General features: G+C 45.9%; 15 protein-coding genes and 1 pseudogene. 12 read left to right on the top strand and 4 right to left on the bottom strand.

From position 1 onward, the window contains the following. Window positions 1-121 precede the first annotated feature (121 nt). Together NST40_RS02975 and NST40_RS02980 are read left to right on the top strand one after the other, a co-directional pair. Window positions 122-862, top strand: a complete 741-nt coding sequence (locus NST40_RS02975) for an ABC transporter ATP-binding protein (protein ID WP_036676805.1) — start codon at window positions 122-124, stop codon at window positions 860-862. Further along, window positions 841-2118 (top strand): ABC transporter permease, encoded by a 1278-nt coding sequence (locus NST40_RS02980; protein WP_342410391.1) that lies wholly within the window; start codon window positions 841-843, stop codon window positions 2116-2118. The genes NST40_RS02975 and NST40_RS02980 overlap by 22 nt, the downstream gene beginning before the upstream one ends. Before the next feature lie 449 nt (window positions 2119-2567). Here the strand turns inward: NST40_RS02980 and NST40_RS02985 are convergent, their stop codons facing one another. Then, window positions 2568-3836, bottom strand: coding sequence for an NAD(P)/FAD-dependent oxidoreductase (locus tag NST40_RS02985; RefSeq protein ID WP_342410392.1), 1269 nt, complete (start codon window positions 3834-3836; stop codon window positions 2568-2570). A 394-nt stretch (window positions 3837-4230) separates the two neighbouring features. Between NST40_RS02985 and NST40_RS02990 the strand changes: the two genes are divergently transcribed. The 3 genes from NST40_RS02990 (at window position 4231) to nadE (ending at window position 7266) form a co-directional block, all read left to right on the top strand. Continuing rightward, a complete protein-coding gene (locus tag NST40_RS02990; protein ID WP_081393520.1) occupies window positions 4231-5733 on the top strand; it encodes an ATP-binding protein in 1503 nt (500 codons plus the stop codon). 120 nt (window positions 5734-5853) lie between these two features. Continuing rightward, window positions 5854-6288 (top strand): BrxA/BrxB family bacilliredoxin, encoded by a 435-nt coding sequence (locus NST40_RS02995; RefSeq protein ID WP_036676813.1) that lies wholly within the window; start codon window positions 5854-5856, stop codon window positions 6286-6288. Between the two features lie 168 nt (window positions 6289-6456). Continuing rightward, window positions 6457-7266: an ammonia-dependent NAD(+) synthetase gene (gene nadE, locus NST40_RS03000; RefSeq protein WP_076124401.1), complete on the top strand. Its 810-nt coding sequence runs from the start codon at window positions 6457-6459 to the stop codon at window positions 7264-7266. 95 nt (window positions 7267-7361) lie between these two features. On the opposite strand, the gene NST40_RS03005 is transcribed toward nadE, so the two are convergent. Next, window positions 7362-8189: an alpha/beta fold hydrolase gene (locus NST40_RS03005; RefSeq protein ID WP_076124399.1), complete on the bottom strand. Its 828-nt coding sequence runs from the start codon at window positions 8187-8189 to the stop codon at window positions 7362-7364. Window positions 8190-8398: 209 nt separating this feature from the next. Here NST40_RS03005 and acpS point away from each other — a divergent pair, with 209 nt between their 5' ends. Then, window positions 8399-8797 carry a holo-ACP synthase gene (acpS, locus tag NST40_RS03010; RefSeq protein WP_076124398.1) on the top strand — a complete coding sequence of 133 codons (399 nt, stop codon included), beginning with the start codon at window positions 8399-8401 and terminating at the stop codon, window positions 8795-8797. Between the two features lie 37 nt (window positions 8798-8834). Continuing rightward, window positions 8835-10118: an A/G-specific adenine glycosylase gene (mutY, locus tag NST40_RS03015; RefSeq protein WP_342410393.1), complete on the top strand. Its 1284-nt coding sequence runs from the start codon at window positions 8835-8837 to the stop codon at window positions 10116-10118. A gap of 829 nt (window positions 10119-10947) precedes the next feature. On the opposite strand, the gene NST40_RS03020 is transcribed toward mutY, so the two are convergent. Next, entirely contained in the window at window positions 10948-11556 is a 609-nt protein-coding gene (locus NST40_RS03020) for a superoxide dismutase (protein WP_036676820.1), read from the bottom strand. Between the two features lie 482 nt (window positions 11557-12038). Here NST40_RS03020 and NST40_RS03025 point away from each other — a divergent pair, with 482 nt between their 5' ends. The 5 genes and pseudogenes from NST40_RS03025 (at window position 12039) to folE (ending at window position 15509) form a co-directional block, all read left to right on the top strand. Further along, on the top strand, window positions 12039-12458 hold the full coding sequence (locus NST40_RS03025; RefSeq protein WP_036676822.1) for a GNAT family N-acetyltransferase: 420 nt from the start codon (window positions 12039-12041) through the stop codon (window positions 12456-12458). Window positions 12459-12648: 190 nt separating this feature from the next. Further along, complete coding sequence (gene lepB, locus NST40_RS03030) at window positions 12649-13257, top strand: signal peptidase I (RefSeq protein WP_076101394.1); 609 nt, start codon at window positions 12649-12651, stop codon at window positions 13255-13257. A gap of 35 nt (window positions 13258-13292) precedes the next feature. After that, window positions 13293-14447: pseudogene (gene queG, locus NST40_RS03035) on the top strand (tRNA epoxyqueuosine(34) reductase QueG); the annotation flags it as partial. 171 nt (window positions 14448-14618) lie between these two features. After that, window positions 14619-14870: a YneF family protein gene (locus NST40_RS03040; RefSeq protein ID WP_036676828.1), complete on the top strand. Its 252-nt coding sequence runs from the start codon at window positions 14619-14621 to the stop codon at window positions 14868-14870. A gap of 45 nt (window positions 14871-14915) precedes the next feature. After that, entirely contained in the window at window positions 14916-15509 is a 594-nt protein-coding gene (gene folE, locus NST40_RS03045; RefSeq protein WP_036676830.1) for a GTP cyclohydrolase I FolE, read from the top strand. Between the two features lie 118 nt (window positions 15510-15627). Here the strand turns inward: folE and NST40_RS03050 are convergent, their stop codons facing one another. Then, complete coding sequence (locus tag NST40_RS03050) at window positions 15628-16806, bottom strand: Fe-Mn family superoxide dismutase (protein ID WP_076105973.1); 1179 nt, start codon at window positions 16804-16806, stop codon at window positions 15628-15630. Window positions 16807-16963 lie beyond the last annotated feature (157 nt).

The following is a 16963-nucleotide window of genomic DNA, read 5'->3' on the forward strand; positions in this document are numbered from 1 at the left end:
GCTGTGAAAAAATCAGTTTGCTTCCTTGGAGAAAGTATATATAGTACGATTAGAGAAGCTATCTTTCTGGATTGGAATTTTGATAATAATATTCATTAGAAATATTTAGGAGTTGGCGAATATGGAGAATGTAGAAATAACAGGGGATACCGAGAGCGACGAAGAGATTGTACTCGATGTTGAGATCGATGAAGCAGGCTATGAAGCAGGTGCCCCGTGCATATTCGATATTTCATTTCAGGTGCGGCGTGGACAGCTGCTCGGACTGATCGGACCAAACGGTGCAGGAAAAAGTACTACAATCAAAACACTGCTCGGTTTGCTTAAGAATACCAAAGCTAAGGTCTCCTTTAATGGAGTTAATAAATCCTATGCTTATGTACCGGAGCAACCGGTGTTTTATGAGGACCTGACCTTATGGGAGCACTTAGATTTGGCTGCTGCTGCTTATGGACTAAAATATGAGCAGTTTCAAGAAACGGCGGAGAGGTTACTGAAGCAGTTCGGCATGAATCATGTCCGTGATGATCTTCCAGCTGGATTCTCTAAGGGTATGAAACAGAAAATGATGCTGATGCTTGGCTTTTTGGTGCAGCCGGATGTTTATATTGTGGACGAGCCTTTTATCGGCTTGGATCCTCGGGCCACTAAAGATTTCCTGCGGCTGCTGGAAGCGGAGCGGCAGCGCGGAGCTGGTGTATTAATGTCTACGCATGTATTGGATACTGCTGAGAAAATTTGCGATGATTTTGTGCTGATCTCGGGTGGCAGGGTTGCCGCTGCAGGAACGCTCGAAGATATACGTGATTATGCTGGGCTGCCGGAGGCGTCGTTGTTTGATTGCTTCGACGAACTGACATGAGTAAGCAGAAGCAGCGAGGGTTTGCTTTTCCTACCTCCAAAAAGCTATTCTGGCGGCGATTATTTTCTCATTGGCGTGAGCAATCTGCTATTATTCGTACGGCTGCCGATTGGACTGTGCTGTTATATATACTGATTCCCGGGGGATTTCTGGGAGGACGGTTATATTACGGGTTCTGGAACGAGGCATTGCCAGCTTGGAGTGGAGATTTGCCGTTTATGCTCATTCCTTCATTATTAGTGCTCCTGCTCTGTAGAGGGGGACTGGTGCTATTATTGCAGGAAGGCGATCTATTATTTCTAAGACAACGACAGCGATGGATAAATACGATTATGTTTCGCGGGTTGCTGTATAGCCTGATCGTAACATCGTTGAAGTTCTGTGTAGCTTTTGTGCTGTTATTACCTTTTCTGGTTCGGGGATATGGAATGCTGTCATCCGAGGTATGGGCGCTGTTCGCTCTGACTCTGGCATGTAGCTGGTGCGTTAAATTACTTGGGCATATTGTAAAAGTACAAAAGCAAGGCTGGCGGCGCTGGCTGTGGCTGATTCTGGCCATCTCCGTTCCTTGTGGGATTTATTTCCGTGCAGCTACGTTTTGGAACAACAGTCCAGTTTTTATGCTGCTGATTGCAGCACTCTTTGCAGTCGTAGCGGTAATCGCTCTTCAGCGGCGTATAGTGATGCGTGGGACGTTCATGAACGATGTGCGTGAAGATTATAAGCAGCGGATGAAAATAGCGGCCCTATTACTCCGCGGCGTACTGGATAAGCCACGTCCGACCCGCCATAAGCCGTGGATTTTCCGGAAATCACAGCCTTTGCTAAAATCAAAAACTGCCGAGAGCCGTTTCTCTGCGGCAGCGATTAAGGCACTTGTACGGAATCCGGCTCATTTAAAGCTCTACTTATCGTTTACTGCTGTGTCCCTTTTAGCGATATTTATCATTCCATCAGGGTTCAAATGGCTGGGCTTTATAGTTTTAGTTTCTCTCATGACCAATTGGCTGTTGTCGTTCTGGTCGTTATTCGTGGGAGATGATTACATCGGAATTCTGCCGTTTACGAAGGAACAAAAAGCCGAAGTGGGGCTGCGTGCGGTCCCTATCTTACTGCTTCCTTTTTCAATCATTTGTTCTGCGCTGATCTGTATTTCCTTATATGGATGGTTTGGGATTATCCTGTTCATCCCGCTAGGTTATATCGTTGCACTGTTTAGCTCTAGAATATTTGGAACATTTCGCTTAGCGAAATAAAGATATAAATAGAACGGAAGAGTGCCCTATAAGCCGTGAAAAGGCTGCTGGGGCACTCTTCTTTTTTTGTCTTGATTCGATCTATTGCACGCACGTATGTACGAGGTACCTAGCTAGCCTATCGGACACAGCTGCCCCTAAACATACTATTTTTCCACTTTTGGGATGCTAACGGACTCCATAGTTGCTATTGCCATGAAAAACACCATATATGAGCCTCGTTATAATGAATAGCGTCGTTGGAGTCCGAAACCCTGCCCATAAGGTGATAAATTCGCCAATAAAGTCATCTGGGTCCGAAGCCGCAGTAGCTGATTAGGTCAGACGCTCCACATAGCAGCTGAGGAACCCAAAACAGAGGAGCGATTCTCCAATTAATGAGAGAATCGCGCAGACCGCCATTTTCAAAGTAGTAAGCTGCTTGGAGGATATTCACGTTGCATTAGAGATTATCCCAGTCGAATGTCAGCAGCGTGCTTGCCTGCTGTATATCCTGTTGAGAAGGCCGCTGTTATATTGTAGCCTCCTGTATAGCCATGGATATCGAGTACCTCGCCGCAGAAGAATAACCCCGGCATAAGCTTCGATTCCATTCTTTTGGGATCGATCTCCTTCAGGTTTACCCCGCCCCCGGTAACAAAGGCCTCGGATAGGGAACGGGTGCCATGCACATAAACCGGCATGCGTTTCAAAATCCCAGCTAATAGAAGCAACCCATTCTTGGAGACGTGATGGCCAGTTGTATCCCCATCTAAGTCAGCTTTAGTCAGCAAGAGGGGGATGAGACGTTCTGGCAACAGTCCTTTCAGCGAATTGCGGATCGCTTTCTTAGGTTCCTGATCCAGCTTATCCTGCAACATAGATTCTACTTCCTGTGTGTACAGATCAGGGAAGAGATCAATGGACATCTCCACCGTATCTGTGCCGGATTTACGTTGGACTTGTCTCAGAAATTGGCTGCACCGCAGTGCAATGGGCCCTGATAATCCAAAATGGGTGAATATCATATCTCCTCGATGAGAGATGACCTTCTTCCCTTTAGGATTCCACACAGTGAGGGCTACATCACGTAGCGACAGGCCTTGCAGCTCGCCGGACTTAATCCATTCTTCCCGTGAAAGAATCGGCACCTCTGTCGGAAACAGCTCGGTGATCGTGTGCCCTGCGGCTTCTGCCCAAGGGTAGCCATCTCCAGTGGAGCCGGTCTGTGGTACAGACTTGCCTCCGGTGGCGATGATAACAGCAGTGCAGGCGATCGTCTTGCCTGAGTTCAGCTGGACTCCCTTAACAGCCCCTTCGTCATAGATTATTCTTGAGACGGGACTGTCGGTCATAATCTGCACGCCTAGACTCCGTACTTTGCTGATTAAGGCAGATACGACACTAGAGGCCTTATCGGAAACGGGAAACATCCGCCCGTTATCTTCTTCTTTTAATGCAATGCCTAAACCTTCAAAAAAGGCGATGATATCCTGGTTATTAAAATGGTCGAAGGCACTATACAAAAAACGCCCGTTTCCTGGAATATGGGCGATTAGCTCGTCTCTTTCCTTGACGTTGGTAACATTGCAGCGTCCGCCACCAGATATTCCGAGCTTTCGGCCTAGTTTTGCTCCCTTGTCGATTAGCAGAACGGATGCCCCGTGTTCTGCAGCGGCCACGCTTGCCATTAGACCCGAAGGGCCGCCTCCAATGACGATCACATCGTAATTGCTCATGAAATTTTACTCCTTTACATGTTAAGACACGGAAGCGATTTCCGCGGGTATTCCTAACGGAATCATACCATTCTGATTCACATGTAACCAGTCTTGTCCAATCATTAGGTGATTATCGTTGTCAGGAGAGTAATCCTGTGCTTTAATCTAAGCATGTAGGGTAATTTGTCCATTTTGGGGTGTGATTGTAATTATTGGTGCGGTTAAGGATATCTTATTGCAAATATCGGCAGCATGCTCCTTTCTTTTTCTTTTTCAATGGTGGGTGGACCGTAGATTTGTGACTCGGAAAAAGGGGAAGCTCCCAAATGATCAGACCTTTTTAATTTTGGCGTGTACGTTTAGTCTTATCCTGTGCTCTCTTCTTTCGACAACTCTGTTTGGTGTAGCCTATTTGAATTTAGGATTAATCCCTGCGTATATTGGTATTTTATATGGAACTACCCGTTCGGGCATTTTACTGTCCATTTTTTTGCTTATCTGCAATGTAATCATTGCGGAGCCTACAGGAATCAGTAACGTGATATTGAATTCAGGGGTTTTATTATATCCGCTACTGTTTGGACTGGCCAAACCTTTTAAGAAAGGTACAGTAGTTGAGAAGATCGGTATGTTATGGATGATTCTTTGTCCAAGCATGCTATTTATTGCGTTAGTCCCGATTATAGGCGGGGAAAATATATATGAATCAAATTCCGTGCAAGCATTTCTGATTACGGTATATCTGTTTTTCACCATCGCTTTAGGTGGTGTTTTTGTATATTTTGTTGAGATGGTTAGAAGTAGATTGCGGGATAAAGTACAAATGGAGAGTATCAGTGAAAGTTTCCAGTGGGAGTCCGAGAAGCTGCAGCAGATTACCAATGTAGTCCCTCTGAGTATTATGTCTCTGGATGAACACGGAGTTGTAACTGATCTTAATGATTGTATGTTAGGAATGATGAGGACTCATTATCCCAATTTGCGAAAAGAGGATATTATTGACGAACCGGTAAAAAAGTTTTTTCACAGCTCAGTGGATACACAGGCCTATATGCGGGTAAGTGATAATATCCGCTCTAAACGGCGTTCCAGTGAAAAAATGATTCATGAGTCGCGCATCTATCAGATTTATTCAGCGCCGTTAATGCATAAGAGCTCAGGGGTAACAAGTGGTGCTGTAATTATTGTGCAGGATATGACCAATGAGGAAAAACTACGTGTAGAGCTGGATCATGTGGAACGTTTGAGCTTGGTCGGGCAGATGGCTGCTGGAATTACCCATGAGATTCGTAATCCTATGGCGGTAGTTCGGGGTTTTTTGCAGCTGATGAGAGAAAAGAGTGCTCAAGAATTGGATTCTTATTATCAGATTGTGATGGAAGAGCTGGACCGCGCTAATAGTATTATTAATGATTTTTTATCCTTGGCACAGAGCCGGGTTTCTGATAAAGAGAAGGTGCTGCTGCACCATATTATAGAAGAAGTTAGTCCATTGCTGTGGGCTGATGCTAATCTTCGCGGTCAAAGTGTGGAACTGAAGCTGAGCCCATCACTGCATGAATTGGAGCTAAATGTCCGGGAAATCAAGCAGCTTATTCTCAATTTAGGACGTAATGGTATGGAGGCTATGGGACCCAAGGGGGTGCTGACGCTGGAGACACGCAGTACTCATGATAAAGTGGAGTTGATTGTCACCGATAGCGGTGTTGGTATGTCAGAAAGTCAACGCGAGAAGCTGTTTTTACCCTTTTTTACGACGAAAATTCAGGGAACAGGTCTAGGCTTATCCTTGTGTCTTAGTATTGTGGAGCGGCATAACGGTAAAATAAATGTAGAGTCTGTAGAAGGAGAGGGCACGGTTTTTACGATCTCCTTCCCATTGGATAAGGAGGAACCCAGCGGGGTTCGCTCTTAGATTGAATCACCCTCTACAGCATCTCTTGCTTTCACAGAGTATGAATGTATAATAAAGTTAGTAAGTACTGCTGTAATATTATCTGACAAACAGTTGAAAAGTGAAGGAGAGTGCAGAGAAATGTCCATGTCTTTTAATCAATATATGAGAGATTCAATTCAGCCTATGCGTGATGACCTGACAAGTATCGGGTTTCAGGAGCTTATGACTCCAGAAGAGGTGGAAGCAACTCTTCCAACCGCAAAAGGAACATCGCTTGTAGTCGTAAATTCGGTCTGTGGTTGTGCTGCTGGACAATGTCGTCCAGGTGTAGCTCAGGCTTTGCAAAATGAAATCACTCCGGATCACTTGTTCACAGTGTTTGCAGGTCAAGAGAAAGAAGCTACTGCTAAAGCACGTGAATATTTTGCTCCTTATCCGCCATCCTCACCTTCCATCGCACTGATGAAGGATGGAGAACTCGTTCACTTTATTGAACGTCATGGTGTAGAAGATCGTTCGGCTGCTGAAATTGCTGCTGAATTGAAAGAAGTCTTCAATCGTTTGTGCCAGTAAAAACAGTTATTCCATATAATCTCGCATCAGCCGGCAAATCGGCTGCATGCGGGATTTTTCAAAATATAAGAGCAATAATGGGATAGAATATGCTTAGAAGCATGAGCTTCGTTTGGGTGGATATTTTGATGGATATGGAACCATTTCTGATGGAACGAGGTGTGTTTGGTGAGTTTACAGAAAGAAATTATTGCTGATCTTGGCGTGAAGCCAACGATTGATGTAGAGGTTGAGGCACGAAAACGGGTTGATTTCTTAAAGTCGTACGTGCTGAACGCAGGGGCTAAAGGATTATTGATCGCCATTAGTGGTGGAGTGGACAGTGCGGTAGCCGCGGGTCTTTGTAAACAGGCTACGGACGAGCTGTCGGCAGAAAAAGGCACAGAGTATATGACGCTTGGCGTATTCCAGCCTTATGGGGTTCAGGAAGATATTCAGCACAGCTACGATGTTGCCAAAGCTTTTAATCTGACTCATACTGTGGAGACCAACATTGAGGAAGCGGTAAATGAAATTGCCCTTGAAGTTGAGCATGGTCTGAAATCAATAGGCCAACACCGCCATATGACGCATCAAGGCAAAGGAAATGTTAAAGCCAGAACACGTATGGTTATGCAATATGCACTCGCTTTTGAGAACAATCTAATTGTAGTAGGAACGGATCATGCTTCTGAAGCGATTACCGGCTTCTACACGAAGTGGGGCGATGGCGCTGTAGATATTACACCACTATCCACACTTAATAAACGTCAGGTACGTCAATTGGCTGCACATATCGGTGTGCCTGCGGATATTGTCACAAAAGCACCTACGGCGGGCTTATGGCCGGGTCAGACGGATGAAACCGAGCTGGGCATTACTTATGACGATAACAGCGACTATCTGGAAGGTAAACAGGTTAACCCTGAAGTAGCTGAGAAGCTTGAGAATTATTACCGGAGAACGGCACATAAGCGTAATGTTATTCCGGGGATTTAGAATAGGTTGAACTGGAAATCGCCACGGGTCTGCGTAGCAGCAGAGCTCGTGGCGGTTTTTGTGAGTTGGATAGCTGGATAGACTAAGAAGAATAATTATTCTGTAAGCGTAAGTGTCTGATCGATAAAATTAGTTGTCGCAGCAATCGCGAACTCTAATTGCGGAGTCGTGCCAGCAAAAGGATGCACAGTGTTGAACGTATGATTACCCTCAGGAACCTGCACCCAGCTAATATCTGGCCGAAGTTTGATGAGATGCTCAGATCCTTGGCGGAGATGTACTCCATCTTGACTGCCTTGAATAAGGACAACTGGGAAGGACGCTTTCTGTATGCGTTCAAGGATGTTATAGCGTTCTTTGTTGTTCTCCATATCTTCTAAAATTACAGCATCCAGCGGCATTTGTTGGCCAGTACGTCCATTAAGGACATAGGTTCTTCCTGTTTCCTTCATCTGCTGCTTTTGTTCTTCCGTCAGCAAATCGAGTTTCGTAACCCCGTTCCAGGAGATTACTCCGCTGATCTCATTGGGATGATCAAGCGTGTAGACCAAACAAATTCCCCCTCCGAGACTGTGGCCGAGAAGGAATAACGGCAGGCTGCCGAATTTCGGGTGTTGACTAAGATAGGACAACAGGATTTCCATGTCCTTCAAGCTGCGGCGATAGGTGTTGCGGGCGAACTTCTCAAGTTCAGTGAAATGCAGCAGATCTTCCCCGATGCCAGCATGAGAGAAGTTAAAAGTAATTACTTCATGCTCTTGGCTGAGAGTTGTGGCTATGTAAGGAAACATTCCCCAATCTTTAAAACCTTTGTAGCCATGGGCTATAACTATAACGCTTTTGGCTTTGCCTTGGGCTGGGAAGTGTGAGCAGCGGAGAACAGCTCCGTCTCCGGCAGGTATTTCAAAATTACGATGATTCATAGGGTAATCCCCTCTCCATATATAAAAATGAAGTAAATCAGCTAGTCTATCGTGAAGTCGCTGGATAGTCTTATTAGACTTAGAGCGCATTTTCTTTTAAGATAGCAGAAAGAATCTTGCAGGACTATTACTTTTAATAATACTTCATATGATTGATCATACCATTATTGAAGCAAAATGGGATACACGTCCATAAGGAGCGTGAAGTGTTGATTTACGGAATCGGACATGATGTGTTAGAAATTGAACGAATCTCAGAGGTAATAAATAGAGGACTGGGTAAGAAATTTAACCAGCGGGTCTTAACAGAGCAAGAATATCAACTTGCTGAAGAGCGAAGCGGGAGGTTGGCTGAGTTCGTAGCCGGACGTTTTGCTGCCAAGGAAGCAGTTGTGAAGGCTTTAGGCTGTGGCATCGGCAATGTAGTTGGGTTTCAGGATATTGAGATATTGCCTGATGCTAAAGGAAAACCAGAGGTAACTTTATCGTGTGAAGCTTGGAGCAGACTAGATCTGCCAAATGGACAGAGGTACACCATTCATCTTACGATAACACATGGCCGTGATTTGGCTTCGGCTTTTGCTGTCGTGGAAGGGCCAGGTTCATAAATTGAACCCTGATTATAGAAGGGCAAGGAGCGTTATAATGACACAACAAGATCTACAAGTTCAAGACGGACAGGAGCTGCGGGAGGCTAAGCAATATTTCAGCTATCATTTGCTGGAGTGGTATCAAGGGCAGAAACGGGATTTGCCTTGGCGTCGGCACCGCAATCCTTATTATATTTGGATTTCTGAAATAATGCTGCAGCAGACAAGGGTGGATACGGTAATCCCGTATTTCAATCGGTTTATCGAAAGGTTTCCTACCGTGGAGTCGCTCGCCGATGCACCAGAAGAGGACGTGCTTAAGTGCTGGGAAGGCTTAGGCTATTATTCTCGTGCTCGCAATATACAGCATGCGGCCAAACAGGTCAAAGAGCTGTATGGCGGGCAGGTGCCGAATGATCGCGAGGCTGTGTTCAGTTTAAAGGGAGTGGGACCTTATACGGCAGGGGCTATCCTTAGCATTGCGTTCAATCGGCCGGAGCCAGCGGTCGACGGCAATGTGATGCGGGTGTTGTCCCGATACTTCCTGATAGAGGATGATATCGCCAAGGGACCCACCCGCGTAAAAATGGAGCGCCTGGCAGCTGAACTGATCCCGGAGGGGGAAGCGGCATCTTTTAATCAGGCGCTGATGGAGCTTGGGGCGCTCGTATGCACTCCTAAATCACCGCGCTGTTTAACCTGCCCGGTGATGGAGCATTGCGCCGCGCGCCTGGCGGGCTGCGAGACCTCGCTGCCCGTCAAGACCAAGGCCAAGCCGCCGCGCCCTGAGGAACGGCTGGCGGCTTTGATTGAGGGCCGCGGTGCCCACGCGGGCCAAGTGCTCATCCGGCAGCGGCCACAAAGCGGGCTGTTAGCCCGCATGTGGGAGCTGCCGCACTGGCCGGCGCCGCCTGTGGAAGGCGGCGCCAAAGGCGCGCGGCTGCCGGAAGTCGCGGCGCTGGACCGGCTGCGCCGGTCACTGCGGGAGGCCGGGATCTCTGCCCGGCCTGAGAAGCACTGGATGGCTGCTGAGCATATCTTCAGCCATATCGTGTGGACGCTGCAGGTGTACCGCTGCAGCGAAGAGGACGCCCTTCCGCTGCCGATAGCGGCAGAAGGACGGGCAGTGTACAACGCGGAAGCGGACTTGTTCTCAGGAATCGACAGCAGCATGCCTATCGAGAGGTTTGAGGACGGGACCGCTAGTCCAGAGGACGGCGGAGCTGTGCGCTGGATCAGCCGCGAAGACATGGCTAACTATGCGTTCCCTAACGTTTTTTTGAAGCTACTGAACCTTTATTTTGATGAGCAGGAAGAGCGGGCGAAGCTAGAGAAGTAGGAGATTCGCCGTGTTGCGTTGCTAAAGTGCTAAATGTACAAAACCTGAGTTTGATGTATGCACCTAAGTAGGGTCGTATGCACCTAGGTATGGTCGTATGCGCCTAAGTAGGGTCGTATGCACCTAGGTATGGTCGTATGCACCTAAGTAGGGTCGTATGCACCTAAGTATGGTCATATGCGCCTAAGTAGAGTAGTATGCACCTAAGTATGGTCATATGCACCTAAGTAGGGTCGTATGCTTCAGTCTGTTCGTAGCAAATATTTGTTTATTTGGTTCAGATTAGTTCAGTCTTGTTCCAACTAAATTCTTCTGGTGTTCTATGGCTACGAGAGTGGTAAAGATTTAATTGGGGAATTCTTCCCTAAAAATAGGTCGATTTGGCTTGTAATTGATCATTTTAGGGAAAACCTCCCTAATAATTGGGAAAATATCGGTTTTATGCCCAAAACGGATAATTTTTAGGGAGTATTTCCCTAATTACTCGTGTTTATGGAGTATATCGCAGAATTTTAGGGAGTTATTCCCTAATCTATTGCTCAGCGACTCCAAACGCAGATTCTCGTAAGCCGAGTATAGATTTATTGCGATTTATTCCGATCTATTCTCATCTATACCGATCTATTCTGATCTATACCGATCCAGTGCATCCATTTAAGCGACGCAAGGGGCGTGAAATGCGGTGTCTGGGAGGATCTCAATCAATCAATCTCTGTCTTTATCTTTATCTCTCTATATCTCCAACCTAAACAAAGAAGGTATCCCTTAGCCTATTCGGCTCTGAGATACCTTCTTTTTTAGTTAAATGGCATAAGCCAAATGGAATTTCTTATTTTGCGCTTTCGTAACGTTTGCCAACTTCTTCCCAGTTTACTACGTTCCAGAACGCTTTGATGTAATCAGGGCGTTTGTTTTGGTAGTTCAGGTAGTAAGCGTGCTCCCATACATCCAGTCCGAGGATTGGAGTAGCGCCTTCGCTGATTGGGTTGTCTTGGTTAGGTGTGCTTGTTACTGCCAGTTTGCCATCTTTAACAACTAGCCAAGCCCAGCCGCTGCCGAAACGAGTAGTTGCTGCTGCTGCGAAATCTTCTTTGAATTTTTCGAATCCGCCCAGTTCTTTATCGATAGCTTCAGCCAATGCGCCAGTTGGTGCGCCGCCGCCGTTTGGTCCGATAACTTCCCAGAACAAAGTGTGGTTAGCGTGTCCGCCACCATTGTTGCGAACAGCAGTACGGATAGCTTCAGGTACAGCGTTCAGATCTGTAAGAAGCTCTTCAATGCTTTTGCTTTGCAATTCAGGTGCTTTTTCCAAAGCTGCATTCAGATTAGTTACATATGTGTTATGGTGTCTGTCATGGTGAATTTCCATCGTCAATGCGTCGATGTGTGGTTCGAGTGCGTTGTTCGGATAAGGAAGTGCCGGTAATTGAAATGCCATGGAAAAATCCCTCCTGAGTTATATTAGAATTTTGTTATAGATAAAGAATTCTGGCGAACTAACGTCAAAATCCTTTATTGTAAATATGTACTATAGGGTTTCGCCCAATAGGATACTTTAATTAAACCGTATCTAGACCAATAATGCAACACTAAACAAACATAAATGTTTATAAAGTATAATTGGAGAGGGAAAGGGTTTTACAATTGTATTTAGAATGTTAAAATAAATAGTCCCTAACCTATAGACATATATTCTTGTTAATACCCTTTTAATGAAGAAATGAACCTCACCCGAAATGTAAACGCTTGATATTAAGCGCTTTCAAAAGAAAAATGATGATATCACGAGAAAAGTGTGCTTTAATAGATTTAAAAGCAGGTATTCCTCGATATTTGATGCTTTTTTTTATTTTCTCTATGTTAAGGGAACCCCTTCTTTTTGTTAAATTCATAAGCCATAGACAAGGGAGATTTTAAAGAATGCACGTTCGTTCCTTTCAATTAAGCGACGTTAGCCCTGTGACTGATTTGCTGCAAACCGCATTATCGGAAGAGTGTTTCGAGAACACTATCGAGCCTTTCTCCAGGCAGCTTTCTTGGGATTCAGATCTCATTGTAGTTGCGGAAGATGAAGAAGAAATTGTTGGAGCACTGATTGGTACAATTGAGAAAAACCACGGTTGTTATTTCCGGATTGCTGTACATCCTGATTATCGCCGCAGAGGAGTCGGTAGAAGTCTGGTATCAGCTATGGAATCCAGGTTTCAAGCTCGTAAAGTCAGTGGTATCTATGTAGCCGTCGATGAGCATAATTCTTTTGCTTTGCCGTTGTATGAAGCTATGGGATATAGCGAGAATCAAATCTTCAAATCTGTCCGGAAGCTGAGCATTGTTGGGTAATTTTGATCACTCAGCTGCGAAAGCGGAAACATTTTCTAGAAAAAAGAACTATAGCTGACGATATAGTCTGTTTCATTCATACTCGAGCGTATTTTCCAGAAGTCCATTGCTAATGGCTGGGAGATATGCTTTTTTATTGTTATAATATCTGCAAGTATAGACTTCAATTATTGAGAACAGAGGTGACATATTGAATCAGGAGCCCCAAGTAGATTACACGAGAAATAGGAAACAAAGACATAGATCCTCCAGATCCAAGACTACCCTGGGCGGTCGTTTGGTCTCGGAAATGAAGGATTGGCTGCTTACAGCTGTGATTGTTTTTGCTGTGATGTCTGTTCTTAATGTTTTTGTGTTCAATATATCAACGGTTAAAGGTCAGTCTATGCAGCCAACGCTCTGGGAGGGTGAGAGGCTCTTCATTAATAAAATTTCATTGCTCTTCGTAAATCCAAAACATGGTGATGTTGTCATTCTTCATGATCCAAGTACCGGACCTAGTCATAAGGAGTATTTAGTGAAGCGAGTGATTGGCATACCTGGAGATATCATAGAGGTACGGAATCATCAGTTATACGTGAATGGAAAAATAGTGAATGAGCCCTATATCGATACTGAGATTGAAGATCCGGATTTTGCAGCGTTAACCGTGGAAAGTGGCAATTATTTTGTAATGGGCGATAACCGTCATGCTTCAGCCAGCAAGGACAGCCGTTACTTCGGCTCTATTTCACAGGATATGATTGTCGGCAGGGCTGATTATATATGGTGGCCTCTGTCAAAACTGAATAGATTATAAGAAAGTCAGCGAAGATATGAAAGGAGAAGGCGGAAATGACCAATACATTTCAGTCATCGTATGCTCCCCCGCCTTCCAAGTGGGCACAGCTTAAAGCAGAGATTCAGGAGGCTGCGACATCACTCGGTATTGATGATATCGGATTTACAACAGCAGAACCTTTTTTATATTTAAAAAATATACTGCAAGACCACCGGGACAAAGGATATGAATCTGGCTTCGAGGAACCCGATCTGGATAAAAGGACAGTTCCAGCATTGTCTTCTGGAGACAAGCCGTTATCTATTATTTCGATTGCAGTGGCTTACCCTTCTAAAATGGAGAACCCTCCTAAATCTGAGCCGGGTGCACGTAGAGGCATCCTCGCCCGGGCATCTTGGGGCAGGGACTATCACCATGTGCTGAGGGAAGCCTTAAGTAAGCTAGAGGAATTTATTCACGAGCGTGTACCGGAGGCTGTGCTGGAAAGTATGGTGGACACTGGTGTTCTAGTAGATAGAGCGGTAGCGGAAAGAGCGGGAATAGGCTTCAGCGGCAAAAACTGTTCTATCATCTCGCCCAAATGGGGATCATGGATTTATCTTGGGGAAATGGTTACGAACATTCCTTTTGCTCCGGATGAACCTGTTGAAGAAGGCTGCGGGGAGTGTACTAAGTGCATTGATGCTTGTCCGACCGGAGCGCTGGTGGGTCCGGGTCAGCTTAACGCACAGGCTTGTATTTCTTTTTTGACGCAGACTAAAGGGTTCCTCAGCGAGGAGTATATGACCAAGATCGGCAATCGTCTATACGGCTGTGATACTTGCCAGATTGTATGTCCCAAGAATAGGGGTAAGAACTGGAATCATCGCCCTCAGATGCAACCTGATCCTGAAATTGTGAAGCCGCTGCTGCTGCCGATCCTTGATCTTAGCAATCGTGAGTTCAAAGAGAAATTCGGCAATAGCTCAGCAGCCTGGAGAGGCAAAAAGCCGATGCAGCGAAATGCGATCATTGCCCTAGGCAATTTTAAGGAAGCCGGGGCTGTGCCAAAGCTATCAGAGATTGTTCTGAAAGAGCCGCGGCCAGAGATGCGGGGCACTGCTGCTTGGGCGCTTGGACGTATTGGCGGTGATGAGGCTCTAGCGGCTGTAGAAGCGGGTTTAGAGCGCGAGGAGGATAGCACGGTGAGGGAAATGCTAAGCCGGGCGCAGGATGTGCTCCTTACTGGGAAGAAGGCACGAGAGGACAGCGATATTAATGGAGGAAAAAGTTCATAGACAGGTTGCATATTGCCAATTGCTGTCCAGTTCCCGAAATGCTATGATAGATTCGCGTGCCATATGGCGATGCAGACAATAGAGTGTAGAGGTGGGCTTTAGATGAGTATCGCATTACCTATTATTACATTGGTCGTAGGTCTCATCGGTGGTTTTTTCATCGGTGTATATTATCTGCGCAAACAAATGACAAACATGCAGAATGATCCTGAAATGCTGCAAAAGGTTGCAAAGCAAATGGGTTATAACCTGAACGGGAAGCAAATGCAGCGTGCCCAGCAAATGATGAAGACTCAGGGACAGCCAGGTGCGCGCCCAGGAGCAGCTAAAGGGAATAAACGTAGAAGTAAGTAACCGGGTCCGGATAACATGTATACGGGTGCGGAAGGGGGAGACATCATGGGGAACATCAAGGAATATGTGAACGGTAAAGTTGCAGAGAACCGTGAGCAAATCGAGTATCACGTTGAGAAAATATTAGAATTAATCGGTGAAGATACCGGCCGCGAGGGACTGCTGGAAACACCGGCACGTGTTACGCGGATGTACGAGGAGATATTCGGCGGTTATTCGATAGATCCCCGCGAGGCGCTCGGCGTTACTTTTGATGAGTCTCATGAAGAGCTAGTGATCGTTAAGGATATCGTCTATTACAGCCAATGTGAACACCACATGGCTCCTTTCTTTGGTAAAGTGCATATAGGATACATTCCGAGCGGACGTATTGCTGGACTCAGCAAATTAGCTCGGCTTGTTGAAGCAGTAAGCCGGCGTCTACAGGTTCAAGAACGCATTACGGCGCAAATTGCTGATATTATGACGGAGGTGCTAGGCCCCCACGGTGTTATGGTTGTTGTGGAGGGAGAACATCTGTGTATGTGTGCACGCGGAGTGAAGAAGCCAGGCAGCAAAACGGTAACTATGGCTACTAGAGGGGTCTTCCGTGAGGATGCCGCCGCTCGTGCGGAGTTTCTAAGCTTGATTAAGGAATAAATATCGGGGTGCATACCTCGAAATTGGAAGGACCCATCGTTCACGTAATGTGAATGATGGGTCCTTTTTGGTCAGGGTGTGGGAATAAGAGTGATGTTCACTGTGAATTGAAATAATATCAAAAAGGCTTCCAGGCCAGTTTACTGGCAGCAGCATAACGTTCTGAGACGTAAGGCCAGTTAACGACCTTCCACCAATCCTCAATATAATCGGCCCGATTATTCTGATGTTTAAGGTAATAGGCATGCTCCCATACATCCAGAGCCAGTAACGGAACCACGTCCCATTGTGACAGGTTCTGATGTTTCTCCGCAGTCAAAATCTCCAGTCTATGACTGCGTGGACTCCAGACGAGAATAGCCCAGCCGCCACCTTCAACCTTATTCGCAGCTTCTGTGAACTGTTTCTTGAAGTTGTCATAGCTGCCAAAGCTTTGTTCAATGGCTTCCAGTAAGGCTCCAGTTGGACGCCCGCCACCTTGTGGAGACATTACGTTCCAGAAGATTGTATGGAGATAGTGGCCTGCCCCATTAAAGGCTAGCTCCCGCTCCCAATGCTTAACGAGATCGAAATCTCCTTTCTTGCGAGCCTCAGCTAGCTTGTTCTCCGCTTTATTTAGTCCATCTACATAACTTTGATGGTGTTTATCGTGATGAATCCGCATGGTTTTCTCATCGATGTATGGTTCCAGCGCATTATAAGCATAAGGCAATGGAGGCAGCGTATGTCCGCCAATTGGCACAGCACTCATTTCACGAATATCAAGGATAGTATCTGTAGAAGGAATAAGTCCCTCATTCCGCGTGACATTGTCCTCTTCTGTTCTAACGACATAGTCGGCTGCTGTATAATCTCTCATAATTTGCGTGAGCTGTCCGGGCGAGCTCAGAGTGTGCAGTACGGCAAGGAAATACTCTGATTCGCGAATAATATGCAGGATCACAGTGGTAGCAAGGGGGACGGCTTTGACGGCTGCGCTACTTTCCATAATGGCAAAAAGCTGCCGAACAAATTCTTGGGATTGGGTACAGGAGATATGCAGCAGCTTTTCTGTTTCCGCAGTGAGTTCAGCCTGACTTGGTGGAGAAGCAGAGAGGGCAGAATTCAATAACTGCTGAGCGGCCATCTCTGTGGCACCGAAGACCACTGCCCATTCATCCAGCAGTTTAACATAGGGTTCCTCCAGGTTAGGTACGATTGCTTTGATAACCTCGGTATGCTCTTTCTCTTGTGTTTTCCAGAATACGATTTCTTCTAAAATACGTACTGGCAGCATCGGCCCGTATACATATAACATTCCAAGAAAACCTCCCGTGATATGTCTTCATCAGTCCATTATATGTGTGCTCATGATAGCTTATGAAGAGCATAAGAACGCGATAATAATATCGTTGACAACCGTTTGATATGGTGAAATAATACAGGAAAATAAAGGCAATGATACCGAAAGGTAC

The sequence above is a fragment of the Paenibacillus sp. FSL R10-2778 genome (genome assembly GCF_038593035.1).
Classification (GTDB): Bacteria; Bacillota; Bacilli; order Paenibacillales; family Paenibacillaceae; genus Paenibacillus_AQ; species Paenibacillus_AQ odorifer.